This is a genomic window from Rheinheimera sp. UJ51 (assembly GCF_020819615.1).
In the GTDB taxonomy this organism is placed as follows: Bacteria; Pseudomonadota; Gammaproteobacteria; order Enterobacterales; family Alteromonadaceae; genus Alishewanella; species Alishewanella maricola.
Map to the genome: position 1 here is coordinate 210,309 of NZ_JAJHOG010000001.1, position 25,655 is coordinate 235,963.

Annotated in this window: 20 protein-coding genes; 1 reads left to right on the forward strand and 19 read right to left on the reverse strand. The window is 42.4% G+C overall.

What is annotated here, in order from left to right:
- Positions 1–50: 50 nt before the first annotated feature.
- From gmd to LMJ53_RS00955, 17 genes are all read right to left on the reverse strand, one after another.
- Positions 51–1,166: a GDP-mannose 4,6-dehydratase gene (gene gmd, locus LMJ53_RS00875; RefSeq protein WP_229584362.1), complete on the reverse strand. Its 1,116-nt coding sequence runs from the start codon at positions 1,164–1,166 to the stop codon at positions 51–53.
- A 12-nt stretch (positions 1,167–1,178) separates the two neighbouring features.
- Positions 1,179–1,820 carry an HAD family hydrolase gene (locus LMJ53_RS00880; RefSeq protein ID WP_229584363.1) on the reverse strand — a complete coding sequence of 214 codons (642 nt, stop codon included), beginning with the start codon at positions 1,818–1,820 and terminating at the stop codon, positions 1,179–1,181.
- A complete protein-coding gene (locus LMJ53_RS00885; protein ID WP_229584364.1) occupies positions 1,817–2,503 on the reverse strand; it encodes a cytidylyltransferase domain-containing protein in 687 nt (228 codons plus the stop codon). Before LMJ53_RS00885 ends, LMJ53_RS00880 begins: the two co-directional genes overlap by 4 nt.
- A gap of 9 nt (positions 2,504–2,512) precedes the next feature.
- Positions 2,513–4,117 (reverse strand): aldolase catalytic domain-containing protein, encoded by a 1,605-nt coding sequence (locus LMJ53_RS00890; protein ID WP_229584365.1) that lies wholly within the window; start codon positions 4,115–4,117, stop codon positions 2,513–2,515.
- Between the two features lie 8 nt (positions 4,118–4,125).
- Positions 4,126–4,863, reverse strand: a complete 738-nt coding sequence (locus LMJ53_RS00895) for a glycosyltransferase family 29 protein (RefSeq protein ID WP_229584366.1) — start codon at positions 4,861–4,863, stop codon at positions 4,126–4,128.
- 15 nt (positions 4,864–4,878) lie between these two features.
- The gene (locus tag LMJ53_RS00900; RefSeq protein ID WP_229584367.1) at positions 4,879–7,287 is read right to left on the reverse strand and encodes a galactosyltransferase-related protein; all 2,409 of its coding nucleotides are present in this window, start codon (positions 7,285–7,287) and stop codon (positions 4,879–4,881) included.
- Between the two features lie 33 nt (positions 7,288–7,320).
- Positions 7,321–8,265 carry a sulfotransferase gene (locus LMJ53_RS00905; protein WP_229584368.1) on the reverse strand — a complete coding sequence of 315 codons (945 nt, stop codon included), beginning with the start codon at positions 8,263–8,265 and terminating at the stop codon, positions 7,321–7,323.
- On the reverse strand, positions 8,262–10,376 hold the full coding sequence (locus tag LMJ53_RS00910) for a hypothetical protein (protein WP_229584369.1): 2,115 nt from the start codon (positions 10,374–10,376) through the stop codon (positions 8,262–8,264). Before LMJ53_RS00910 ends, LMJ53_RS00905 begins: the two co-directional genes overlap by 4 nt.
- Positions 10,377–10,388: 12 nt before the next feature.
- Positions 10,389–13,016, reverse strand: coding sequence for a hypothetical protein (locus tag LMJ53_RS00915; protein ID WP_229584370.1), 2,628 nt, complete (start codon positions 13,014–13,016; stop codon positions 10,389–10,391).
- A 48-nt stretch (positions 13,017–13,064) separates the two neighbouring features.
- The gene (gene galU / locus LMJ53_RS00920) at positions 13,065–13,970 is read right to left on the reverse strand and encodes a UTP--glucose-1-phosphate uridylyltransferase GalU (protein ID WP_229584371.1); all 906 of its coding nucleotides are present in this window, start codon (positions 13,968–13,970) and stop codon (positions 13,065–13,067) included.
- A gap of 122 nt (positions 13,971–14,092) precedes the next feature.
- Entirely contained in the window at positions 14,093–15,238 is a 1,146-nt protein-coding gene (locus tag LMJ53_RS00925; protein ID WP_229584372.1) for a glycosyltransferase family 4 protein, read from the reverse strand.
- 1 nt (position 15,239) lies between these two features.
- Positions 15,240–16,988 carry a capsular polysaccharide biosynthesis protein gene (locus LMJ53_RS00930; RefSeq protein WP_229584373.1) on the reverse strand — a complete coding sequence of 583 codons (1,749 nt, stop codon included), beginning with the start codon at positions 16,986–16,988 and terminating at the stop codon, positions 15,240–15,242.
- 69 nt (positions 16,989–17,057) lie between these two features.
- Positions 17,058–18,161 carry a chain-length determining protein gene (locus LMJ53_RS00935; protein WP_229584374.1) on the reverse strand — a complete coding sequence of 368 codons (1,104 nt, stop codon included), beginning with the start codon at positions 18,159–18,161 and terminating at the stop codon, positions 17,058–17,060.
- The gene (locus LMJ53_RS00940; RefSeq protein WP_229584375.1) at positions 18,158–18,829 is read right to left on the reverse strand and encodes an ABC transporter ATP-binding protein; all 672 of its coding nucleotides are present in this window, start codon (positions 18,827–18,829) and stop codon (positions 18,158–18,160) included. Before LMJ53_RS00940 ends, LMJ53_RS00935 begins: the two co-directional genes overlap by 4 nt.
- Entirely contained in the window at positions 18,826–19,614 is a 789-nt protein-coding gene (locus LMJ53_RS00945) for an ABC transporter permease (protein WP_229584376.1), read from the reverse strand. The genes LMJ53_RS00940 and LMJ53_RS00945 overlap by 4 nt, the downstream gene beginning before the upstream one ends.
- The gene (locus tag LMJ53_RS00950) at positions 19,614–21,326 is read right to left on the reverse strand and encodes a polysaccharide biosynthesis/export family protein (protein ID WP_229584377.1); all 1,713 of its coding nucleotides are present in this window, start codon (positions 21,324–21,326) and stop codon (positions 19,614–19,616) included. Before LMJ53_RS00950 ends, LMJ53_RS00945 begins: the two co-directional genes overlap by 1 nt.
- A gap of 5 nt (positions 21,327–21,331) precedes the next feature.
- Positions 21,332–21,703: a DVU3141 family protein gene (locus LMJ53_RS00955; RefSeq protein ID WP_229584378.1), complete on the reverse strand. Its 372-nt coding sequence runs from the start codon at positions 21,701–21,703 to the stop codon at positions 21,332–21,334.
- 466 nt (positions 21,704–22,169) lie between these two features.
- On the opposite strand from LMJ53_RS00955, the gene wecC reads away from it, so the two are divergent.
- Entirely contained in the window at positions 22,170–23,417 is a 1,248-nt protein-coding gene (gene wecC, locus LMJ53_RS00960; RefSeq protein ID WP_226750175.1) for a UDP-N-acetyl-D-mannosamine dehydrogenase, read from the forward strand.
- A 44-nt stretch (positions 23,418–23,461) separates the two neighbouring features.
- Here wecC and LMJ53_RS00965 read toward each other — a convergent pair whose 3' ends face one another.
- Together LMJ53_RS00965 and LMJ53_RS00970 are read right to left on the reverse strand one after the other, a co-directional pair.
- Positions 23,462–24,874 (reverse strand): mannose-1-phosphate guanylyltransferase/mannose-6-phosphate isomerase, encoded by a 1,413-nt coding sequence (locus LMJ53_RS00965; protein ID WP_229584379.1) that lies wholly within the window; start codon positions 24,872–24,874, stop codon positions 23,462–23,464.
- Positions 24,875–24,975: 101 nt separating this feature from the next.
- On the reverse strand, positions 24,976–25,635 hold the full coding sequence (locus LMJ53_RS00970; RefSeq protein ID WP_324295574.1) for a transposase: 660 nt from the start codon (positions 25,633–25,635) through the stop codon (positions 24,976–24,978).
- Positions 25,636–25,655: the final 20 nt, after the last annotated feature.

Sequence of the window (25,655 nt, forward strand, 5' to 3'; positions counted from 1 at the left end):
CCTATTTAAAAAAGAGATAAGAGAAGCTCTTATCTCTTTCATGTAACTTATTACTCAACCGATACCGGCAACTCATAACCATGCTGCTTTAACAGCGCATGGCGTTTCGCGGCTTTTAAATCGTGCGCCACCATCTCGGCACACATTTCTTGTGTGGTGATTTCAGGTACCCAGCCCAACTTCTCTTTTGCTTTACTTGGGTCGCCAAGTAAAGTCTCCACTTCAGCAGGGCGGAAGTAACGTGGGTCTACTTTAACAATCACATCGCCAACCTTTAACGCCGGGGCATTATCCCCTTCAATTGCAGCCACCACCGCCACTTCATCCACGCCAGTGCCTTCAAAACGCAAGGTAATACCCAGCTCTTTAGCAGACCAAGTAATAAACTCACGTACCGAATACTGCACACCGGTAGCAATGACAAAGTCATCCGGCGTATCTTGCTGCAACATCATCCACTGCATGCGTACATAGTCTTTAGCATGGCCCCAATCACGCAGTGCATCCATGTTACCCATAAATAAACATGGCTCTAAGCCTTGCGCAATATTAGCTAAACCACGGGTAATTTTGCGGGTTACAAAGGTTTCACCACGGCGTGGGCTTTCATGGTTAAACAAAATACCGTTACAGGCATACATACCATAAGCTTCACGGTAGTTTACGGTTATCCAGTAAGCGTACATTTTTGCCACCGCATACGGTGAGCGTGGGTAAAAGGGTGTGGTTTCTTTTTGTGGGGTTTCTTGCACTAAACCATACAACTCAGAGGTTGACGCTTGATAAAAACGGGTCTTTTTTTCTAAGCCTAAAATACGAATAGCTTCTAAAATACGTAAGGTGCCCATGGCATCCACGTCAGCCGTATATTCTGGCGCTTCAAAGCTTACCGCAACATGGCTTTGTGCACCCAAGTTATAAATCTCATCCGGCTGCACTTGCTGAATAATCCGCACCAAATTAGAGGTGTCACTTAAATCACCGTAATGCAAAATAAAGTGCTGGTTATCAACATGCGGGTCTTCATAAATATGGTCAACCCGCTGGGTATTAAAAGAAGACGCGCGACGCTTAATACCGTGCACTTCATAGCCTTTTTCTAACAAAAACTCGGCTAAATAAGAGCCGTCCTGGCCGGTTACACCGGTAATTAACGCTTTTTTCATACTTAATGACCTTTAAATAAAAAATAAAGAGTTTTGGGTTTGTATCGTATTGCTAGCACAATAACTTTGCCATTCCGAAAACTCAGTCCAGTAACTTAAAAACACAAAATCTAACTTTGCTGTTGTTGCCGCTTCATGATCATAACGGCTGTCACCCAAAAACAATGCCTTGGGTTTGATATTTCCGTTTTGTTTTTCACGCGCCAAAATCGTGTCTTTACTATCCGGGCTACCAAAAATACCACCATCAAAATACTTGGCAATGTCTTTGGTTGCAAATACGTCTCGCAACTCTTGTTGATCGCCTCCGGATACAATTAACCAATTAGCATGAGCAGTTTTTGCTCTTAACTCTGTTAACCCCGAAACAATTTCACAGTTTAATAAACCTTCGAGCACTTCTTTAGCATAAGCGGCAAGGAGTTGTTCTAAATTTGGCCCTGCTTGCCCAGCTACAACATTCTCAACAAACCACTCAAACTTTTTATAACGAGAGATCCCCCCTCGAGCAACATGATAATCTACCAATTGCTGAGCAGCGGCCTCACCATAAGGTAAAGCGGCTTTAAAAAAAGCCTCGGTTTTCACTTTATTCGAGTTTAATACAACGCCATCGCAGTCAAACACCAATGTTTGGTAATTTGATAAATTCATAATGTGGCTAATCCATTTTTAGCAATAGCTTCAGCAATAACAAAATCTTCATGCCAGTCGATGTCATGCGCAGTGATCTTATTCATAGAATAGAGAAAAGGTTTATTACCAATACGGTCGTCAAGTTTTAGGTAATTTTCAGCACTATTTAAAAATACACCACTGTTGACCTCATGAATTGGGGCAATGGTCTGTGTTCTTGGCCATTTTTCCTTTGTTCGGTCATAGTTTATAGGTGCTTGCTCATTCCATAAGAAACCATGGATCAAGGTTGTAGTCATCAATGAGTCATACCCTTGCTCTAACGCCTTAAAGTACTGCGTTATGATTTCCTGATAGACCTGCGCGTTTATAAAAGGCGAAGTGACATGAGTCCAAAGTATGTGGCCTGTAGGTATTAAATCGAGAGCATGAGCGACCAGTTCATCGGTACTGGTTGTACTGGTACATAGCGAATCAATGCGTTTATGTACACGAAGTTTACTATGCGCAATACCGGAAGCAAAGCTTAAGATTTCGTAGTCATTAGTCGATAGCACAACCTCATCGATAACCTCACAACTTAATAGTTGCTTTAGCTTTAATTCTACCAGGCCATGCTCTATACCAGCGAAAGGCTTAATATTTTTTTTAGGCACCCGCTCACTGCCTTTTCGGCAAGGCAAAAATACGCTAACAGTCATCTCCCGCACCTACCTTGATAAGCCATAAATACTCAGAGACTTTACTTCATAACGACTGGGCGTTACAGATGATAGCTCTAAAGCAGCACTGTCAGCAGCATACAGTTGTAATAATTTATTCATTTCTGAATTACGAGGGTCATCTGCACCATAGCCATCAAAGCCTGCCATCATAATTTTATTAGCACCACCAGCGGTAATTACGGCTAAGGCATAACAGATAACTAAAGAGGTAGGTAATACGCAAGCTTTTTCACCGAACTCAAATGTATTGGCTTTTACTGACAAGCCATAATCTAGTAACGTTTTATCACCAAGCGAAGCTAACACATCATCAGGTAACATAGAGGCCGGTGTAATGAGGGGTTGCGGTAACTGCGTATGCGCTTCGCAGTCAGCTAATAAACGTATTGGATGACAGGCGACACGTAAGTCGATTAACGACTGCGCTACACCCGACTGCGTATTTAAAGCCACTACTACCGGCTTATGGGTTTTGATATAACCTTCAAGCGCTACACGGTGCTCTGCTACACCTGGGCCAGTACCGAGTAAAAGTACATTTTTGCCAGCGAACAATTCGGTAGGTGACCAAGTGCCTCGCGGCTCCCCTTTATAAAATTGACGCGTTGCATCCAAGGTATTTAAACTAAACTTCTTACCACCCTCTACTTTCAGGTGATTAATTGCCGCTAAAATATCTTCTTCGCTATAACGAGAGTCACCTAGCATTTCTTGGATATAAGTAGGGTGAATGCCATATTTACCCGATAAATAGTAATACGGGTTAGACCCCCAACCACACTGATTCTTTAATGGCTGAAAGTACGTGCGAATTACCGACATCAGCGGCACCATATTAATGGCTTGTTTACGCATATCTGCCACTTCAATAACGAGCTCTTCAGTACGTGCATTGCCTGGGCCGCGGCCCATACCTGTCACAGTTGCATCTAACCAGGTTACGCCATCTTTTACCGCTTGCAGCGTATTCGATAAGGCTAACCCCATATTATCGTGAGTATGTATTCCCATAGCGCCTTGCCAGTGCTTTCGTAACCAGCTAATAATTTGCGTGGTTTGCGCCGGATCCATACTGCCCATACTATCGGCAAAATACAGCGCATCTATTGGATACTTACTGGCTTCCAGCGACAGCGCTTCAACTTCCTCTTGTGTGCGGTCAGCCACCTGCATAAGGTTAAAACCTACAATGTAACCACGCTCTTTTAACCAATTGCAAGCAGGTAATGCTTTTACAAATTCATGCACATGACAGGCAATACGCACAACTGAAACGGGAGAGTCTGCAGCGGCATTTGGAAACAACTGCGCAAGCACGTCGTTTTGCGGGGTATCACCGACAATCTCAGTGGCATTAATCATTACCGCCACTTTTAAACTACTTGGTATGCTCAGAGTCCGGATATAGCTATCGGTAGTGTAAGCACTCGCGCCTTTAAAGCCTTTGTTAATTAGCGAGCGTAAGCCAAGCTCAACTATATCCACACCTGAAGCAGACATAGCACCTAAGTATAAATTTGTTAGCTCTAAAGGAAAATTCCAACTATTATAATAGCCGCCATCTCTTAGGGTACAATCTAAAATAACCATAAAACACCTCAACAAACAATATTAACTAGACCTTTCTGATGCATTTCTACTAACGTAATCATTTCACCTTGAATATCGTGAGGTTTATACTCACTTATTTTTTCATTAGTGATGTCATCATAATAATGCTTTGCAAACTCAATGTTTGGATCAATGTCGAAACCGTACAAATCAGGTTTAACACCACTTAAAACAAGCCTTAAAACTGTTTTAAATCCGGTTCTAGGGCCACCAAAATTTAATCTGCTTTCTAAACCTAACGATTCTAAATCTTTATTTGCTGTGAAGAAAAACATACTGGATCCGACTCCATTTTCTTCAAAGAAATATATTGACAAATCTTGTGAAACACTAGCCAGGTAAATAGAAGATTTATATTGTTTATTGTTGTTGTTTCTTTCAGAGTCATTTGGATGAAAAGTGACAATATTTGCATTTGAAAACTTATCTGCAATTATGCCTGCGTTAAATAATCTTATTTTTTCATTTTGTTCTTCATCTTTGGAAGGTCTTTTATATGGCGGTGAAAATAAATAAGCCAAGTCAATACCGATAAATTGAAATGTAGTTTTTGAGCCAACATCTGATTTATACTCATCAACTAGCGCTCCATTGAATCTTATAACATCTTGGTGACTATCAATTTCAGCACCAAGATTTTTAGTCAATATCTTTGGTGAATTACCTACTACAGCAACATTATTACTAATATGAAGTTCTGGAGTAATAGCTAAAAACTTAACCATAAAGCCCTCTTTAAATTAAAAATCTTTACCACTCATCTCAATTTTTGAGAATGACGTTGATAACCGCATAGCCAGTTCGCTAAAGGAGCTCCAAGTGCTGCCCAATAACCGATTGCAGCCACTTAACAACATGGCATCAGCTAATGCATAAATAATTTGCTCTTTCGAGCGGTCATACACGGTTCGCGATAGAAAAGCTAACTTGTCACCATAGTACTGCTGAAATGCTTGATAGGTTTCGGGTAAATCGGTGGCTAAGAATAATTGCAGGTTTTTATCCTGTTTCATTAACTGATCGATACGTTTAATGAAATGCGAATAATGGCTTTTATCGCGCCAATAGTGCAGTTCGTCATGCCCTTCTTTTGTCCAGTTTTCAATGGCATCATAAGTATTATGGTCTAAACCTTTACCGGCTTCCATACGAACGTGTGCGCCCACACGGTGCTTAACTTGAAACGGTGCCATTAGCGCCATTACTTGTTCCACCGGCTTTAGCGCTTGTAAAAACTGATTTTCTTTATCCCACGCCGTAAACTCGCTGCTTAACACATAAGCCGAGCGCGCATAAATGTCCTGGCCGGCTTGCAAAATAATAGGCGCGTCTTTAACTGCACCGGGCTCGATCTCCATATAGTTATATACAGCCAAGCCTTTATTTGTTGCGTCATCCACAAAGGCTTGTTCTATCACGGCGCCTGTATAATCATATAAATCACTTAAACGGCATTCACAATGATGATCGGGCTCCCACACTACAACCAACTCGCGATCGGTCGCAGCTGCAATAGCCGCGCCTGAGGCCATCGCTCTTAAGCGGTTCCCTAAACCATGCTGAGCATCTAAAAACACCTTATCACGCTTAAGCATAAGCTGTGGTGCCTTGTTGCTACTTAGAATGTTAGACAGCACAGGTAATACCTCTGCGCTTAGGGTTATTTGCAAATTAGCCTGAGGCAAAGCCGACATATCTGTTAACTGCTGTACTGTTATTGTGTGAGTATCACCCAAGTTACGCCAACCTGGTACAAAAGCAACATAAGGTAAATCAGGTATTACCGCGGCAACTTGTGGTCTGCTATCACTAACTAAAACCAAGCCTCGCTTATTTGCGTTGCACAATATAGCTAGTTGCTTAACTAATGGTTCTAATTGGGTTTTATAAGTTTCAACGAAACTTGGCTGCATTTTTAACAGTACATAATGTTCAGAAAAAACAAAGCCAGGTGCTTGGTTATAATTTGCTACTTCAACATCAAGCTTAGTAATACAGCCAAGTGGCTTGGCTTGTAATAATTTACGTAAGTTTCGCTTATCTAAATCGAATACCCGCAAACCGGCTTGCCATGAGGTTAATTCTAATTCTGCATAATATTCCGCATCGTCACGAATATGCTTAGGCACATAATGAATACTCTCACCGCTTTGTTGAATACGTAAAAAGCCAGGTTGGTTTTCTATTATGGCAAAGGGTAAAAATACCCTATCTTTAGTCCAGGTTGGCATCGCATTAGCAATAAAACGGTTTGCCCTAATCTTAAAACGAGTAGATAAGTGCAATTGCGCCAAATGATCAACGGCCGCAACATCCCCCAAGTTACCTACTCTTAAAGCATCGTCATGCGGAATATGATAAATCGTTGCTGTATCAACCGGGGTTCGTTTGGCACCTGATGCTTCTAACCGATGATAGATATCATCATCATCCCAGCCATAAGTGGTAATGTATTCGTTAAAACCTTTGATTTTCATCAGTGTTTCACGATTTACGTAAAAGAAACCATTTATATGCTCTTGGCCTTTGGCTGCAATACGCCAATCACCGGCAATAAATAGATCGTTACGTAAAAAATTACGCTGGAAAAATTCTGGGTAAACAATGATATCCGCATCGGTCTTTAAAATTTTATTATAAGACGCAGCGCGAAAGCCAATATTAAAAGCATAGGATAAAATCCAACGCGGCTGGTTATCTACCCGAATAACTTTAATTCTTGGATCAGTAAAACCATGAGCGGCAATGTAATCGGCTACAGGTTCTGTGGAAGACCAATCAACAATAATAATTTCGTTAATGTCAGCGCATGCAACCCAGCTAGGTAGAGCCTTCACCAAGTTTTCGTTACGATTCATGCAGCACGTTACAAGAGAAACACCCTCGCCAATTGTTTTAACATACTCATCAAGAGGAATATTATTTAATTCACTCACCAACGCCATTGTCGGCTCTTTACTTAACTTTTGAGAAGAAACTAAAGCATAGGCAGCTTTAAATTGCTCTAAAAAGCTTTGCTTTTGAGGTTTAGTGGCAGAGACATCATTAGTCAGCTCCGTTTCTAACCTACTTATTATCTTAACGGCGTCATCCGTATGGCCTTCTTTAACATAAGACCTGGCAGTATTTACTGCTTTCCAAAAATGCATGTTACTTCCCATAAAGTCATTCAACGTTTTAAGTTAATATTCAAAGTGAGCAGCTATTTTTTTGTAATTTTCTGATTTTTCGATTTCAGCTAAAAAATCTTCTGAAAGCGTTCTACGTTCCCTGGCGCAAATATCTCCTCCTGAGCGGCCGCTGTCGCCACTTACATTAAATAATTCATAAATTTCTGAAAAGTTCTCATTAAATGGTATTTTTAGAATATCAGTAATAGTTAACATTGTCTGTTGAGGATTACTGACAAAATCTTCATATCGTAACGTAGGAATGCTATGACAATGCTCAAGAAATATTTGAACACGTCGGCAATACTCATCAAAAGTATTGGGGTTAAAATGTAACCAACCGTTTTCTTGTAAAGAACGATACGCGTCTATTGGGTCTCTAATCGTCACTAGTTGTATCAGCTCAAAATGCTCTGTTAACAGCTGCGAAACACGCTCAAAGGGTTGCACATTATCACCAAGGCAATAATCAACATGATTATGAACTCTAAGCACTAAATGCCCCCCTCTCTGCCTTACATGCTTTTCTGTGTGCTTTATGTTGGCAACAAATAATTCAGCAGCGAGTTCTTCTATATCAGGCAAACGACCATAACGTGCTTGCGTTGTAATATCTGCAGGCAAGTATTTTGCTTTTTCGCCTAAGTGCAATGTAGAAAAAGGATGTAATTCACTCAGGATAAAGACGTTTGGCTGTGCAGCCAAACACTTGGATATTAAGGTTCCGCCGCTACAAGCTAAATGGTGAAGTAGTCTAATAACCGGTTTGGGTTTCGAGTGATTAAGCACCGCCTTTTCACATTTAGCAAGAAGGCTTTTGGAATCAGTAAACTCATCTTGAGCAACATTAGCTTGAGATAAAGAACCAAGTGCCAAGTTAGCGCGCTCTTCAATTAATTCAACTGACTCATCTAGTTCTTTAATTAATCTATTTAACGCTACAAGATCCAAATTCATGACTTTTTCACCAACAAATCTGGGTTATCCTCAGTTAAGCGATGATAAAACCCTGCAGCCATTTTTAATTTTTGATGCAGTTCTTTTACTAAATCGAGTAATTCCTGTTCCTTTTGCTTTGTTGCAACAAGCTGATGCCTAACATCACTGTTATCAATTTCAAGTTTACTTAATAACTTAACCTGCAAAGAGATGGTTTTTTGTTGTTCGTTGAACTGTTTATTTATTTTATCAAAATTACTCTTAACTACATTTAGTTGTTGCTGCAGCCCCTCAGCCCATTTTTTGTGTTCTTTATTCCAATGTGCTTCATGCTGTTTTTCATCAACCAGTTGCTTTACTTCAGCCTGAGTAAGCTCAAGCGCTTCTTGTTTTTGCTGTATTTCATTGGTTAAAAGTTGTTTTTCATTTAAATATGTTTCAACTTTTTTTTCTAGTGCTAAGACAAGAGTTTGTAACTCATCTTTAGCCGCGTTTAAGTCAGCATTTTTTGTCTCTAATGAACTAATAAGTTTGTCTTTCTCACTTATCTGATTTTTTAAACCGCCATTCCATTTTTTATATTCTTCAAGATCTTTTTGTAATTTAGATAATTTATCTTGAATAGCGACATTAAGGTTATTTTTCTCAGCTTCCAGTTCAGCATTTATATTTTTAAGCTTATTTATTTCTGATTGAAGCACATCAATATTTTGTTTATCTAATTCATGCTCAGCTTTAGTTTTCTCAAGTTTACTTTCTAAATCAGAAGCATCACTTTGTAGCTGCGCATTCCACTTTTCATGTTCAGATAAGTAATGCTGTTTTTCAGCTAATTGCTCATTAAGTTCAGTATATTGCTGCTCAAGCTGCTTTTTACTTTCTTCTAGCTGTTTGGCTAATTCAGTCTTGTGCTGCTGTTCTGCAATAGTTTGTTGCTTAGCAGCTTCTAGCTGCTTATTCAGCTCTACCTTTTGCTGTTCTAGCTGCTGCTTATCGCTGGCCGCGTGCTGATTAACCGCCTCTAGCTGCTCAGCAAGCTCTGCTTTTTGTTGCTCTAGCTGCTGCTTGTCAGTCGCGGCTTGCTGTTTAGCCGCCTCTAGCTGCTTAGCGAGCTCCGCTTTTTGTTGCTCTAGCTGTTGCTTGTCAGTCGAAGCGTGCTGTTTAGCCGCCTCTAGTTGCTTAGCCAGTTCCGCTTTTTGCTGCTCAAGCTGCTGTTTGTCAGTCGAAGCTTGCTGTTTAGCCGTCTCTAGCTGTTTAGCCAGCTCCGCTTTTTGCTGTTCTAGCTGCTGTTTATCGCTTGTCGCTTGCTGTTTAGCCGCCTCAAGCTGCTTAGTAAGTTCTGTTTTTTGCTGCTCAAGCGGCTGTTTTTCGCTATCTGCCTGTTGTTTAACTGCAGCAAGTTGTTTGCTTAACTCTGCCTGTTGTTTTTCTAATTGTTGGAGAGTAGCGGTTTCGCGTTGCTCTGCAGATGCTAATTGTTCAGTAAGATGTTCAACCTTGTTGTTTAACTCAGTAATTTTTTTTGCGGCTGCATCCAGTTTAAAAGTGTACAGCGGTAAGTCTGGGTCAGTATCATCGGTATTTTTAAGCGTAAAGTATTGTTTTTCTAAAAGCTCGGTAATAGCCGAAATACCTGGCATACCTTTATAAAGTTCGCTACTGCCATAAGAAATAACCACATTACTAAACAAACTAAGCTTTTTAGTTTCAATAAGCTTGTTAAGCAACGCTAATGCCTGATCGGGAATATCAATAATAAGGGTGTTAGCCTCTGCGACAAGTTGCTGCTTAGCATTTATTTGCTCTAGCAGTTCGTTTATTGCTTGGCTTGGTAATTGCTCTTGGCTTTTGCTTTTTAAACCAGGAAACAACTCTTTTAGCCCGGTAACAGGGCTAATCGCCGAAAACTCGGGCAGGTTATAACAAGTAAAGCTGTGATTAGCTGCTTCAACGCTGACCAGTTGTTGCAACACCGTTACAGTTGGCTCTGAAAACGCTTGTGTAAGGGCTAGGCAAGCATCCTCGCGCGCATCTACTAAGGTAACCTGGCTAAAGGCATTAAAATTTAGGTTAGGCTGGCGAGCACTGCCGGCGCCTAACCAGATAAGTTGTTGCTGTATCTCTGCCATGGCTTACCCCTGTTAATCGGTTTTGTGATCTGAATGATCTTCTAGTAATTTTGGCGACGCAGTACGGCCTTCATTAAGGCCAAACTTAATATAATGCAATAATGGGTTAACACCACTTTCTGCTACATCGGGGTAACGCTGCAAGTACCAGTTACCATCAAACTCAGCACTAGGCCGGCGGCCTTCGGCGGCGCCAAATTTAATATAGTGTTCTGCTGGGTTTACGCCGGCTTCTTTAACATCTGGGTAGGTGTTTAAATACCAATCGGCATCAAAATATTCGCTGGTAAACAATAAGCCAATATCTTGTTGTAAGCGCTGCTGCTCTTTATCAACCTTTTTTATTGCACGAGAAAGCACCCGTACCGGGGCAGCAACTTTCCAACTAGCAGAGCTTTGTATGGCTTTAAGCTCGCTACTTGCTTGCTGATAGCTGTGTTTAAGGCCTGCAAGCTCTACTTTTTGCTTTTTAAATTGCAGTTGTAGCTTACTGTACTCACGTTGTTGCTGCTTTTGTTGCTGAATATGCAAGGTATGCTGGCGTTGTTTTTCTTGCTCGGTTTGGCGTAACTGTTGCTGTAATACTATCGCTTGTGCTTGTTGCTGCTGCAGCTGTTGCTGGGCTTCTGTTAACTGCTGTTGTAATTGCTTATGTGTTTCTTCGCCTTGCACAAAGTTTAAGTAGTAGCGCTCTAACTCTTCTTGCACATGCATAAGTTGGGTAAGTAACAACTCTTTTTCTGCTTGCAGCTCGTTTTGCAAAACCTCGGCATTTTGTAATGCCTGTTGCTCTTTAATAACCGCTTGTTCTAACAGCGTAAATTGCTCTGAAAGTTGTAACTGCAACTCTGTTAGTTTTTGTTGTTGCTGGTTAATTTCTTGCTGCTTAGCCACTAAGGCGTTGGCCTGTTGCTGATTTAAATTGCTTAACTTGCTTAGTTCTGTTTGTTGCTGTTCGGCACTGGCAGTTTGCTGTGTTAACTGCTGTTTAAGCTGTTGGCCAGTTAAATACTGCTGCTCAAGCTCTTCTTGTTCTTGCATTAACTGGCTTAACAATAATTCATTTTCTGCGGCAAGCTCGACAGCTTGCGTTTGCTGTTGCTGTTGCTGTTGCTGTTGCTGTTGCTGTTGCTGTTGCTGTTTGCATTGCTGCAGTTGCTGCTGCGTTTCTGCAAGCTGTTGTTCTAAAGCAACTAGCGCTGCTTTTTGCTCTGCATCATGCTGCTTTGTTTGTGCAAGTATTTGAGAATGCTCAGCATCAACTTTTGCTACCTGTTGCTGAAGCACTTGGGCTTTTTGATACTGCTGCTCTAGCTCTTCTTGTACCTGCAAGAGCTGGCTTAATACCAGCTCTTGCCCACTATTTGCTGCGGCAAGCTCATTTGCTTGGGTTTGCTGTTGCTGTTTGCATTGCTGCAGTTGCTGCTGCGTAACCTCAAGCTGTTGTTGTAACGCAACTAGCGCTGCTTTTTGCTCTGCATCATGCTGCTTTGTTTGTGCAAGTATTTGAGAATGCTCAGCATCACGTTTTGCTGCCTGTTGCTGAAGCGCTTGGGCTTTTTGATACTGCTGCTCTAGCTCTTCTTGCACCTGCAGGAGCTGGCTTAATACTAGCTCTTGCTCACTATTTGCTGCGGCAAGCTCACTTGCTTGGGTTTGCTGTTGCTGATTACTTTGTTGCAACTGCTGCTGCGTGACTTCAAGCTGTTGTTGTAACGCAACTAGCGCTGCTTTTTGCTCTGCGTCATGCTGCTTTGTTTGTGCTAGTATTTGTGAATGCTCAGCATCACGTTTTGCTAATTGTTGCTGCAACGCTTGGGCTTTTTGATACTGCTGCTCTAGCTCTTCTTGCACCTGCAAAAGCTGGCTTAATACCAGCTCTTGCTCACTATTTGCTGTGGCAAGCCGTTTATCAAACTCTTGCTGTTGCTGTTCAGTTTGCTGTTTTATAGATGCAATAGTCTTCGTTAACTCTGCGTGCTTGCTTTGCGCCTGTTGATCTGCAGTTTCTGCTTTTTGCTGTTGTTGGACTAGCTCTTGTTTAAGCTGTGCAACTTGTTCACTAAGCTGTGTTTTAGAATTCGCTACAGCATTTAATGCCGCCTGCACATTTAATACAGGCAACTCGGCAATAGCTAAGCTACTTGCTTGCAGTAGCAAACTTAACTCAGCAAGCTCTGCATTTTGGCTTAACACTTGGCTTGCGGCTAACAATTCAATACCTTCTGCTGGGTTTGGCAAGCTTTTAGTTAAAGGTAAATATTGCTGCAATTTAACTAGCTGTTCATCACTGGCATAGGCTAACTGATTTAAATTTAGCAATTTTAACTTGCGACGGTATTTGCGTTGCAATGTTAAAAGATCAGATACTTGTTTATGCCACACTTTTATTGCAACTTCAACAGTATTACCTGCAACTAATAACTCAGCGACTGCAGTCTCTGCAGAGGTATATGCTACTAGCACATTATTTGCTTTATCAATAACCTGTGATAATTGCTCAACAGACACAGTATTATTTATAACAACCTCAGCTTCTATACCTTTGAGATCGGCTAAAGTGTTTACCACAAGCCAACTCTGGTTTGACACTAATGTTTGCCATAATGAATTACTGGTTAATGTTACCACCAAGGTCATGTAATGCTCCAAAAGGATAAAATCTTTAGCTATGCAAAAACTAAGCGCTTATTTAGACGTATATTTTTGCAGTAATTGTTGCAGATTTGCCGTAAAAGCTGCCCCTAACCGTTTATCACGGATCCCAAATTCGACAAAAGTTGTCATATATCCTAATTTATTGCCGCAATCGTGGCTACGCCCTTTGATATGATAAGCATTTACTTGTTGCTCTTTCATTAAAATGGCGATGGCGTCGGTAAGTTGGATCTCATCACCAGCACCTTGTGGTGTGTATTCAAGCGCTTCCCATATCTCTGGCGTAAATACATAACGACCTACTACAGATAAGTTAGATGGGGCGTCTTCAATAGTAGGTTTTTCAACGATAGCCGTCATTTTAACTGATTCAGAGGGCTGTAAGGTTTTGCCTTTAACATCAGCAACACCATAGCTACTAACACTTTCCATTGGCACCGGCTCTACCATAATTTGGCTAATACCGGTTTGTTCAAACAAGGTATTCATGTCTGCCAAATTATCTTTTTTCATATTGCAGTCGTAGTGATCAATTAACACATCAGGCAATACTACAGCGAAAGGCACACTGCCAATCAGTGGCCGTGCACACAAAACGGCATGACCTAAGCCTTTAGCTTCACCCTGGCGCACATGCATAATAGTGACGTCTTTAGGGCAAATTTGTTGTACTTCTTCTAAAAGCTGGCGTTTAACCCGTTTTTCTAGCATTGATTCTAGCTCGAAGCTTTTATCAAAGTGGTTTTCAATGCTGTTTTTAGATGAGTGGGTAACGAGGATGATTTCTTTAATACCGGCCGCAATACATTCTTGTACTACATACTGAATTAACGGCTTATCTACCACCGGCAGCATTTCTTTTGGAATAGCTTTAGTGGCAGGTAACATCCGAGTTCCTAAGCCCGCAACCGGTATAACAGCTTTAGTGACTTTCACAATAGGTATCCTTTTATGTGCAAATATTCAGCGTAAATAAACAATTTTAACAGGCGCTAATTTTCAAACCACGAACCTTAGCATTTTTAAAAACGGGTTGCATCAAAAACCATTACCCGATGTTAAGCTAGTTCAGCAAGTAATTGCATTATTTTGGCGTTAATTTGCTTTACATCAAACTGCTTTTCAGCCATTTCACGGCTTTTTTGCCCCATTTGCTCGATAAGTGCGGGTTGCTGAATAAACTGCAGCATCGCTTGCTCTAACGCTTCTTGATCATGCGGCGGAACCAAAAAGCCGTTTTCACCGTGTTTAACCGTTTGCCGACACCCTGGCATGTCAGTGGTAATAACAGCTCTACCCACCGCCATAGCTTCTTGCGTGCTACGAGGCACCCCTTCGCGGTAATAGGTAGGTAATACAAATACACTGCTTTGTGCTAAAAACGGCACCACATTAGCCACTTTACCTGGGTAATAAATAACCTGTTTGTCAACGTAGTGTTGAAGCTCTTGCCGGGATAACGCATAGCTACCGCTATCCGGCTCACCCAGTACAATAAATTCGGTATTGGGGTAACGTTTTTTTAAGGCCTCGGCAGCAGTAAGAAAATAGCGGATCCCTTTTTCATTTAATAAGCGGCCAACAAAAATAAAACGAATGGGAGAGACAGGCGCGGCGACTTGCGCATAACGTTCTAAATGCACACCAATGCCGCTAAGCACATCACTTTTTTGTACTTTAATTTTATGTGTTTCAATTAAGTCATGCTTATCTTCGGGGTTTAAAAAAAACACTAAGTGCGCTTTGGGCAAACTGCGTTTAAATAACCACACCTGAAATGCCCGCACTAAGCGTGCTTTTTTACGCATACCCTCGGCATTTTCAGTAAAGGGCCGGCCTAAACCCTCTATTTTTGCCACCCGCAGCGGTACCTTAGCCAGCCATGCAGCCAAAGTACCGTAAATGACCGGCTTAGCAAAATAACAAAAGCTTAGGCTTATTTGATGTTGTTTAAACAACTGATAGAGCTGCCAAGTCGTTTTTAACTCGGTAATGGGGTTTAAACCAAAACGGCTTAGCTGATAATCTACCGGGATAGCGCCTAGCGTGCGAACTAAGATGCGGCTTTGCTCGTTATAATCGGTAGCAAAAGCAAATACCTGATGCCCTGCTGCCACCAATTCTGCAATAAGATCACCACGAAATCCGAGGATAGTACTAGCAATGCTGCCCACTATGGCAATACGCTGTTTTTTTAAAGGCATATTATCGCTTACCACGTATTAAATTAAGGCTATTACGCAGTGTTTTTTGCCATAAAGATGTTGGTTTTGCTGGGTTATTACGCCATGCGCTTAAGGCTTTGGCTGTTGCAATAGCGTTAGTAAAGTAACCGCTATGTGCACTTAAATACATGGGGTATTGTAGTAAAGCTGCCGCCACGAGTTGCTCAAGTGTCAGTTTGCGCTTGCGCCGAGCACAAGTAACTTTATCTTCAGTAAGGCCCCAACCAGCATAAAAAGGTAAGCCATAACACAGCACTTTTCTACCTCGTAATAAGGCTTCAAAACCAGCAAGCGAAGTTAATACATGTAATTCGTCAACTTGCTCAAGCATAGCTGAAATATCGATGTCTACGGCAATTGCATCACAAAAATCTTTGGCATGTTGCTCATTTTCGCCTTGCGCTCTGGCCCCGGCTAATACATCAGGGTGAGGTTTATAAATAATATAGGCTCGCGGATTGTCTTGCCGTACCGTTTTTAACAAGTCTAGGTTTTTTTTAATGCCAGGAGCACCAAAAGCGATAGACGCATCGGTCTCAACTTGCCCTACCACTAATAACACCTTGCGATCGGTATTTGGGCGCTGCCACGTTACTTGGCCAGTGTTGTACTTGGTAATGTTGCTTTGTATTAGCAGCTTAATAAGCTGCTTTGCTTCACAGAGTATGGCGTCATCAAAAACACTGTTATTTAACAGTACTTCTAAATCACTGCTCGCGGTCGCATCAAAATACAAGCCGCGGCTGTCGGCCACCCAAGACAAGGGCTTTGCAAATAATGCTCCCAAACCTACAGAGCGAATAAAGCCATCTTCTAAGCGGTAAAGTGTGACATCTGCTGCCAACTGGGGTAACACCTTTAGGCCCCAGGTAATGGCGGTTGCGCCAGCGGGCACTTGCTGTGCAGTGCGCACAAAAATAACCTGGCTACCCTGTAGAAACGAGCGCACCACGTTTTTCCAAAAAAAAGTAAACCCAATGGCATAAACCAATTGCGGAAAACGTTGCCGTTGTTGATTTTGAAGCTGTAGCCAAGCCAGTGCGGTTAATAACGGGATTGTTTGTTGCTGCTCAGGACAAAAGCTGTTTGCTTGTACCAAAAACACCCAAGCTACAAGCTGCTCAAGGCGGTATTTAAGCCCAGCATTGGGCTGCTTAGTTTCTTGGGTTAAACCTAAGCCTGCATAAAAAGGATCACCACAGGTTATAACGGTTTTTTGCCAAAGTAATGCCTCTAAGCCAAGCCAGCTATCGGTTACCACTACTGCACTCGACTTTGCTAATAAGTTAGCATGGTGACAATCGTGTTTTACCATTTGCACCGTTAATGCTGCTGGTAAAACCACTTGTTTGATTACCTGTTGTTGCTGCGCGGTAAGCCTAGCGCCGTTAACATCAGTTGCTATCACCATTTGGCTGATTTCATGCTGCAAACAATAATTCGCAGCTTGCTGCATTAACGTCTTTATCGATTCAGTGCAATGCCCATTAATAATAATTAAGACATAAGCATTAGGTGGCTGAGGAGCTGAGCGAAAGTCATTGTATTTTGAGATCTGGTAGCCTGACCAGTTGGCTAGCAATTGCTGAGTTTGCTGCTGCAGTGCCGCTGAAAGCGGTTGCTTTGCCCATAACAAGAAATCATTTCTGGCAGCCGTGCTAGCACTTAAATTAACATTTGAGGTAGTAAGCGGCTGTTTTTTACCTGCTAGGTTTGGGCACCAGAACAAAACGTGCTCTGGTGACTGAGAAGAAGCTTGACGTGACAATAAAGAAAACAAATGCAGAATCTTTCCTGATTAATCTCGATGATCACGAATAATCGCGCGCGCTAAATGCGTAATAGCCGCTGCAAACAGGGCAAAAAACATAAAAACAAGGATGTTGTAGCCACGACGAGGCTCGGTAGAAAACTCGGCTTGTGTTGGATACTGCAACACTGACACCTGTTTTAACTTACGAGCGGCTTCCACCCGCGTGCTTTCTAAGGCCATTAACGAGTTAGAATACAGCTCTAAAGCGAATTGCGCTCTGAGCTCTAACGTTTGATATTCCGCCGATACGCGGTTTAATGAATCGCCACTGGTGGCCGCTAACTTTGATTTTTCAATATCGATTTGTGCTTTTAAAGCGGCAATCTCGCTATTTAGGCGCACAATTTCAGGTGATGTAGTGCTTTGAAAACTTGCCGCCGATTTTTTACGCGCTTCTAATAAAGCTAATTGGCCTTGCAACTGGCTAACAACAGCGAAAATGCTTTGCACGGTTCCTGTAGGCGAGACTAAGCCTTCTTTATTTTGAAAGGCTAACAGCTCTTCTCGCACGCTGAATAAACGCGTCTCTAATTTTTGTACTTGCTCCTCAATGAAAGCAACTTGCTCAGCGGCTAAACGCTGCCCCATTTCATTCATATGGCGCTCACCTTCATCTAACAGGGTTTGCGCAATAGCTTTCGCCATATCTGGAGAATAAGCTTGTACCCGAATGCGCAGTACTGCGGCGTAGTCATCGAACACGATATCAATTCGGCTTTGCATATATTTATAGAGTTTTTCTAACTCAATATCTTCGTCGCTTAAACGACTTAACATATCAATATCAGAATTGGCGTAATGCGCCCGAATGTTCAGATTTTGCTGCAATTTTTGCAGCATATCGACCGATTCCAGATGATCTTTTAACAGCAATAAATCACCAGAACCCTGCGTACCAGACAACAATGAAGAAATATTAAAACCCGTTGGATTAATTTCTGGGCTTTGCAGCACAATGTGCGTTTCAGAGACATAACGATTAGTAGCAAGCAAGCCCCAATAAATGATTGCGAAAAAAGTAGCAAGCAGACAAAGCGCCCAATGAGGATGTTTAGCTAAACGACGACGGGTGCGAGCAAAGGTGATCATGTTGGGGTTTTACCTATACTGTTGTGATAATCGTTAATAGCATCATCGAGTTTGTCGTACCATATTGCTTGCCCTTGGTGCAGCCAAATTCCGGCTTGGCAAAGGTCTTTTAATATGCCGACACTGTGTGACACCATAATAATACTGGCACTACCTATTCGGTCGCGAAATGCCTGGGTTGCTTTAGCCTTAAAAGATGCATCCCCTACCGAGGTTGCTTCATCTGAAAGATAAACATCAAAATCAAACGCTAATGACAAACCAAAGGCTAAACGACTGCGCATACCACTGGAATAGGTTTTAACTGGCTGATCGAAGGCTTTGCCAATTTCAGCAAAATCTTGCACAAAATCAATAATTTTATCGATATTGTCATTACCGCCATGTATACGTGCGACAAACTTGACGTTTTGTCGGCCTGTCATACTGCCTTGAAAGCCGCCGCCCAAACCGATAGGCCATGACACTCGGCAGTTTTGCTTTATTGTGCCTTTATCAGGCATATCCATGCCACCCAGCAAACGCAGTAAGGTCGATTTACCGGCACCATTTCGGCCAACTAAACCAACACTGATACCACGGGGAATATGGAAACTGACGTCTTTTAATACCCAATCACCACCAAAAGGCCCATGATAGCGTTTATAAATATGCTCTACGTCGATCATTGCGCCATCAGCCTGTTTTTATATCGTACCTGAAGCATTAGGCCAAATAGGATTAATGAAAAAGCCCACATCATGACATATTGCATGTTTATGCCATGAATACTTTGGTAATTTGCAAAAAAAGCCATTCGAAATGATTCAACTGCATGTAATAGTGGGTTGTACATCAATAATTCTTGTAGATAACGAGGCAAAAACTGGACAGGTATCATCACCCCAGAGAGAAAGTATAAAGGAAATGTAATCATGTTAATTATCTTACCAAGCTCTTGAACTGAAGTAACAACTACGGCCAAGACTAAACCAACACCAATAGCAAATAACCAAAGGCCGATCCAAACTCCAACAACCGCAAGTGCGTTGGCTGGAAGAATGTTGTAACCAAGAAAACCAGCACCTAAGACTAACAATATTAAAACAATAATTTTGATTAATACTTCTAAAAATGCACGAACCAAAATGGTATCAACAGGATGTAATTGTCGATAAGCAAATAAAGCTCTACTGGAGCTTATGGCCCCCATACTCCTGTTCATAACTGTGCTAAACATTAAATACAGCGCCATTCCTGCGATAAACCAGGGTATAAACTCAGCACCTGCAACATGACGAAGATTACCCATTAGCTGACGAATAGCTACGAAAAGAAGGATATGGGCCAAGGGTTCGATAAAAATCCAAACCCAGCCGAGCCGATCACCGGTAATACGCGCGCTGGCTTCGCGCATAAAGAGCGCGTGCCAGACATGTAAAGTTACAGTAAGTGAAGAACGCGCTTGCGTCATTACAGATCCAAGGCGACTTTAGTAGCGACCGCAATTTGATATAGAATTTGCGTCATGGTGCTGGCCAATTGCAAGTTCTTGGTACTTACGGCAGGTAAGACTAAGATTTCATCGCCAGGGCGCAGGCCGACTTCATCAGCACTTCGCACTTCACCATTTTGCCGCACCACTAAAATACGTTTTTTATCTGCATGCTGGCTAAAACCACCGGCTCCACGAATATAATCCATTGCCGTTTTACCCGGCACAAACACCACAGACTGCGGAATGTAGACTTCGCCACTGATTAGCACAGCATCAGTACGCGGCGGAATGGTAATGATGTCGCCGTCTTGTAAGCGTAAATCAACGATTTCGCCTTCATGTGCCACGACTAAGCGCCCATTCGGTTCAACTTGCCGCGCTTTAGCCACAAATTGGCTAATTAATTCGGCTTCACGAATACGAATAGCAGACTCTTCCGCGGTGGAGGATGGCGCACCTAAATAGGTGGTTTCTAAACGACGTAAGCTATCTTCTAAAGATTGTTTTTGCCGTTCGGCCACACTTTTACGACGCAAAGAGATATTTTCAAAATCGGTGAGCATCGGCTCGATAGGAATGATGTTCAACAGCTGCTGCAAAGTGACATTGCGTGGCAACACAAAATGCGACTGCCCCATAAACTCGCCTTCTAGCTGCACGACAATTTGTTGCTCATGCTGATCAGCTATAAATAACACTTCATCGCCGTTATTCAGCTTGGCATTGGCAAACTCGGCTAAAGGCAGATAAGACGCAACCGGGCCATCTACACGACTGCCTCGAATTAAGGCATGCGATACACCGGCATTTAATTGCGTAAGCTCAGTGATAGCCTGCCCTACTAGCTGGTTTTGCTGCTGCTTGGGGTGTAACTCGTAGTGATAAGGACGGCCAACATCACCTTGCACTGTAACAACGGGGCCCCGGCTTTCAACAATAATGGTATCGCCATTTTGTAATTGGGAATGCCCTAACTGGCCTTGTAGGATGAATTGATATAAATCCAGTTCGGCAATCGTTTCGCCTTGGCGCTGTAAACGAATGCGACGGTAACTACCGAGTTGATCATCCACACCCGAGGCTTGATCAATAAAGTATAAAATGGAGTCGCTTGGTACACCGGCGTAACGCCCCGGCTTATTGACAAAACCTGTAACAAAAACAGCTACTGGCTGCACGCCTTGTAAGTTGGTATAAACACTAACATTGTCTGGGTAAACTTTGCGCACCGCTGCACGAACAATACCGTCTAACTGGCTATGGCTAGAACCCATTACTTGCACAGGGCCAATAGTTGGAATAAAAATATTACCTTGCGCATCAACAGGTAGGATACGATCAATATCTACCGCACCCCAAACTCTTAAGGTAACCTGATCACCAGGTAAAATTTTGTACTGTGGGTTTAAACCATCAGCACGTACCCCTCGAAACCCACCGGTAAATAGTTCAGCACCAAAAGGTTTAATTTGCTCGGCTGACAACATAGGTTTGCCATTCATTACCGGGCCATAAGTACCTTGCTGCCAATTAGTATTGCTGGGCGTTTCTTGCACTGGCGGCGCAACTTGGCGAGCTTGTAATTCTGTTGCTAAATCGCCAAAGCTTTGGGCGTGAGCTTGACTTAAGATAAAAGATGCTGAAAAAGCAAGGATGAGCGAGGTGTGACGAATAAATGATCTGTGCATAAAGCTTATCCCTGCGATCTTGGTGACATAATTTCTGGATTAACAGCCCATTGTAGCTCGTATTGGCAAGCAGTTATTACCGAAGGCTCTTCATTCACCGTAAATTTTAAACAGTTGCGGCCGCTTGCAGCGAAATAACGGTCTAACACCTGCAGCCTAGCATTACCACCCCATGGCGATTCTGATAGCGATAATTGCTGACCAACACGCGCAGATTGCAATGCCATACTGACGTAACTTGGCAACAAATTTAGGTTAGAGTAATCATGATAGGGAGAGGACGTTGCTTGTTGTGTGCTAACACACCCTGCAGATAACGCCGCGACGCAAAAAAGCGCGGCAAATTGCCCATGTAAACGAGGCTGAAAATTCGGCATAGTTAAATCCATCTAAACGAAGGCAAGTATATATTGGTCGACAATTTACCACACTGCTTGTTAATGACAAAAATAAATTCCCCATTTGAGTCTAACTGCACAACAAATCAACACCTCCGACCACACTCCGGTACAGGTCGGGCCACACTCAGACACTGGTCTGACCGCACTCTGATACTGGTCAGTCCTCACTCAGACACTGGTCTGACCGCACTCTGAGACAGGTCTGGCCACACTCCGGTACAGGTCTGGCCGCACTCTGAGACAGGTAAGACCACACTCAGACACTGGTCTGGCCGCACTCCGGTACAGGTCAGACCATACTTAGAGTATCTGTAATAGCCCAAAAAGAAAAATTCATGCTGATATTTAAATAATTATTTTGCAGATAAATTGTATATTCATATTCAGCACCTTAAGATGAGCGTATTCATACTCATTGTATAAGCGTTGCAAGGAATCATTAATGCTATCTCAGTTTTCTAAAGTGTCTGTTATTGGTCTTGGTTACATCGGTTTACCTACGGCAGCGGTTATTGCTTCGCGTGGTGTTGAAGTCGTCGGGATTGATGTGTCTGAGCATGCGGTTAATACCATCAACCAGGGCAAGATCCACATTGTGGAACCCGACTTGGATATGTTGGTGCAGGCTGCAGTTACTACCGGTAAATTGCGCGCTTCGCTGGTACCTGAGCCGGCAGAAGTGTTTATGATTGCGGTGCCCACCCCGTTTAAAGATAACAAGGCACCCGATCTGAGTTACATTCGCACCGCGTTAGAGAATATTGCGCCGGTCATTGAGAAAGGTAACTTGATTGTTCTAGAGTCGACCTCGCCGGTTGGTACCACAGAGCAAATTGCCGAATGGTTAAAAGAGTTACGCCCTGACTTAAAAGTGCCATTAGATCATTCAGACGTTGCCGATGTGTATATTGCGCATTGCCCTGAGCGCGTTTTACCCGGCCGCGTATTGCAAGAGCTAGTAAGTAACGACCGTATTATTGGTGGTATTACCGAGCGCTGCGCTGAAAAGGCCATGTCGCTGTATCAGCTATTTGTGCGTGGTGAATGTTTACGCACCAATGCCCGTACTGCTGAAATGGCTAAGCTGACTGAAAACGCCTTTCGTGACGTGAACATTGCCTTTGCCAATGAATTATCACTGATCTGCGATAAGTTAAAAATTAACGTTTGGGAATTGATTAAACTGTCGAATCGCCATCCACGGGTGAATATTTTGAGCCCTGGCCCGGGTGTTGGCGGCCACTGTATTGCCGTTGACCCTTGGTTTATTGTTGATTCAGCTCCAGATTTAGCCAACCTGATCCGCACTGCACGTGAAATTAATGACGGCAAACCACATTATGTTATTAACAAAGTGAAAGAAGCGGCTGATCAATTCAAACGCCCTGTTATCGCTTGCTTAGGTTTGGCGTTTAAAGCCGATATTGATGACTTGCGCGAAAGCCCAGCTTTAGATATTGCCGAGCATCTAATCAATGACAACGTTGGTGAAATTCTGTTAGTTGAACCAAACATAAAAGCATTACCGAAACGCATGAGTCAACACAACGATAAACTCACTACCCTCGCTAAAGCGCTGGAGCGGGCCAATGTGTTAGTAGTGTTAGTTGACCATCGCCAATTTAAAGCCATGCATATCAATGAAGTTGCTGCAAAAGTTGTAATTGATACACGCGGGATTTTTGGTTAAAAAACGAACGGTACCGGTATGCTAACTTACCGGTACCCTTTAAACTAGCACCTACCATAGCGATCCGTAAAACGTTCAATATCATCTTCCTCAAGATAACGACCAGACTGCACTTCAATCAATTCTAAGAGTTCAGGCCCAGGGTTCTCTAGCGCATGTATGCAACCAATTGGAATATAGATGGATTGGTTTTCACTGAGTGTTTGATCCACGGTATCTAGCGTTACTTTTGCAAGGCCTGATACCACAATCCAATGTTCAGCACGATGTTGATGCTTTTGCAGCGATAATTTTTCACCGGGTAAAACAGTAATACGTTTAACTTTATATCCATCACCTTGATCAATAATGTCATATTGCCCCCAAGGCCGATAAACCTGTCGGTGTGCATAATGCTCTGAACGACCTTGCTCTTTGATCGTTTGCACTATTTCTTTAACCTGCTGAACATGATCTTTATTTGCAACTAAAACAGCATCGCTAGTTTGAATAACAATGGTATTTTCTAAGCCTATTGTTGCAACCAAACCACTTTCAGAATAAACGTAATTATTGTGGCTATTATGCTGAAGCACCTCACCATACTGTACATTACCAAGAGTATCTTTTTCGCCTAACTCCCAAAGGGCTGACCAAGAGCCAATATCACTCCATTCTGATTCAATTGGCACCACCACAGCAGATTGAGTGTGCTCCATCACGGCATAATCTATAGATTCTGCCGGACAGTTTATAAACTGTTCTTTATTAATACGAATAAAGTCCATATCAGCCAGCGTTTGTGCTACTGCATTTTGGCAATGCAGAAGAATATCTGGTCGGTAAATGGCCAGTTCGTTTAAAAAGGTACTGGCTTTAAACATAAACAACCCACTATTCCAGCAAACGTCACTGTCTAAAAGTAGTTGTTTGGCCTGCTCAATACTAGGCTTTTCAATAAATTGCTTTACCAGATATGCGTTGACACAATCATTTAGTGTCTTGCCTTGTTTGATGTAGCCATAGCCCGTTTCCGGCGTAGAGGGTTTAATTCCAAAAGTCACTAACAGTCCCTTTTCTGCTAAGGGCTTTGCTGTGTATATTGCTTGTTTAAAAGCACTTACATTAGAAAAAACATGATCGGCAGCTAACACCAGTAAAGTGGGATCTTCACCATGTTGCATAGCATATAACGCAGCTATCGTAATGGCAGGGGCGGTATTGCGGCTGGACGGTTCTAAAATGATATTTTTATCAAGCAAATTTAACTGTCTTATCTGCTCTGCAGCAATAAAACGATGCTCTTCGTTGCAAATAACTAGGGGCTTAGCCGAGCTGATCCCTGAAAGCCTGATCAGGGAAGATTGCAGTAAAGATTTATCGCCATGCAAAGTTAAAAACTGTTTTGGCATTAATTCTCGAGAAAGCGGCCAAAGCCGACTACCGCTGCCGCCTGCCAAAACAACAGGTAATAACATGTAAACTCCAAGCAAAGATTGAATGCGCTAAAACTAACTTACTTTGCATTAAAAAAATAGCGATTTATCCTTACTGCAACACCCTCGAGTACGCATTAAATTCAAACCGAGATTGACATGGCCTCAGGCTGAACTTGTTTGCTACTTGCAATTAAAGACTGACACGGCATGTTCTTATTCAGGGACTGACGGATAGCCTGTAACTCTGCTTTGTCGATGTCGGCATTAAACAGTTCACGATAAGCACGTAGCCGGGTAAATTTGTTATCACCTAAAGCCTCATAGCTCGGATGTGGTACAATGATTTGCGAGTTTAAACCGCCGGCATTGCTATGATAGCTTGACCAATGATATTGATCCGGCGTTCTAACAATGCCTGCCCTAACTGGGTTAAGTTCGATATAGCGATAACATGCCAAAACGTAATAATCGTTTTCGACCAAACTAGCAAAGTATTTACCATCCCATACCGTGCCGGTTTTATCGTTTAGTGCATTATAGTAACCCGCAAAATGCCGCCCAAGGCATTGCATAAAGTGCGGTACTTCCTTACCACTTTGCGGTGTAACGAGCAGATGATAGTGATTCGACATCAACACAAAAGCATGTAATTTGATGCCGCATTCATCTAACTTATTGCATAACATAGAAAAGAACATTCCTTTTACAGCCTCAAACTTGAAGCAATTCGTCCGATTATGTCCCCTATGCACAATATGGTATGGCATATTATCGATAAACATACGTAGCCTCCTAGACATTTTTAGCAACCTTATGTTAA

Coding starts and splice junctions, on each gene's coding strand:
- LMJ53_RS00905 (WP_229584368.1), bottom strand. CDS start 8,265: ATGAATTTGGATCTTGTAGCGTTAAATAGATTAATTAAAGAACTAGAT.
- LMJ53_RS00890 (WP_229584365.1), bottom strand. CDS start 4,117: ATGGTTATTTTAGATTGTACCCTAAGAGATGGCGGCTATTATAATAGT.
- LMJ53_RS00900 (WP_229584367.1), bottom strand. CDS start 7,287: ATGCATTTTTGGAAAGCAGTAAATACTGCCAGGTCTTATGTTAAAGAA.
- LMJ53_RS00950 (WP_229584377.1), bottom strand. CDS start 21,326: ATGCACAGATCATTTATTCGTCACACCTCGCTCATCCTTGCTTTTTCA.
- LMJ53_RS00885 (WP_229584364.1), bottom strand. CDS start 2,503: ATGACTGTTAGCGTATTTTTGCCTTGCCGAAAAGGCAGTGAGCGGGTG.
- LMJ53_RS00915 (WP_229584370.1), bottom strand. CDS start 13,016: ATGACCTTGGTGGTAACATTAACCAGTAATTCATTATGGCAAACATTA.
- LMJ53_RS00945 (WP_229584376.1), bottom strand. CDS start 19,614: ATGACGCAAGCGCGTTCTTCACTTACTGTAACTTTACATGTCTGGCAC.
- LMJ53_RS00940 (WP_229584375.1), bottom strand. CDS start 18,829: ATGATCGACGTAGAGCATATTTATAAACGCTATCATGGGCCTTTTGGT.
- gmd (WP_229584362.1), bottom strand. CDS start 1,166: ATGAAAAAAGCGTTAATTACCGGTGTAACCGGCCAGGACGGCTCTTAT.
- wecC (WP_226750175.1), top strand. CDS start 22,170: ATGCTATCTCAGTTTTCTAAAGTGTCTGTTATTGGTCTTGGTTACATC.
- LMJ53_RS00880 (WP_229584363.1), bottom strand. CDS start 1,820: ATGAATTTATCAAATTACCAAACATTGGTGTTTGACTGCGATGGCGTT.
- LMJ53_RS00910 (WP_229584369.1), bottom strand. CDS start 10,376: ATGGCAGAGATACAGCAACAACTTATCTGGTTAGGCGCCGGCAGTGCT.
- LMJ53_RS00965 (WP_229584379.1), bottom strand. CDS start 24,874: ATGTTATTACCTGTTGTTTTGGCAGGCGGCAGCGGTAGTCGGCTTTGG.
- LMJ53_RS00895 (WP_229584366.1), bottom strand. CDS start 4,863: ATGGTTAAGTTTTTAGCTATTACTCCAGAACTTCATATTAGTAATAAT.
- LMJ53_RS00970 (WP_324295574.1), bottom strand. CDS start 25,635: ATGTCTAGGAGGCTACGTATGTTTATCGATAATATGCCATACCATATT.
- LMJ53_RS00935 (WP_229584374.1), bottom strand. CDS start 18,161: ATGATCACCTTTGCTCGCACCCGTCGTCGTTTAGCTAAACATCCTCAT.
- LMJ53_RS00955 (WP_229584378.1), bottom strand. CDS start 21,703: ATGCCGAATTTTCAGCCTCGTTTACATGGGCAATTTGCCGCGCTTTTT.
- LMJ53_RS00925 (WP_229584372.1), bottom strand. CDS start 15,238: ATGCCTTTAAAAAAACAGCGTATTGCCATAGTGGGCAGCATTGCTAGT.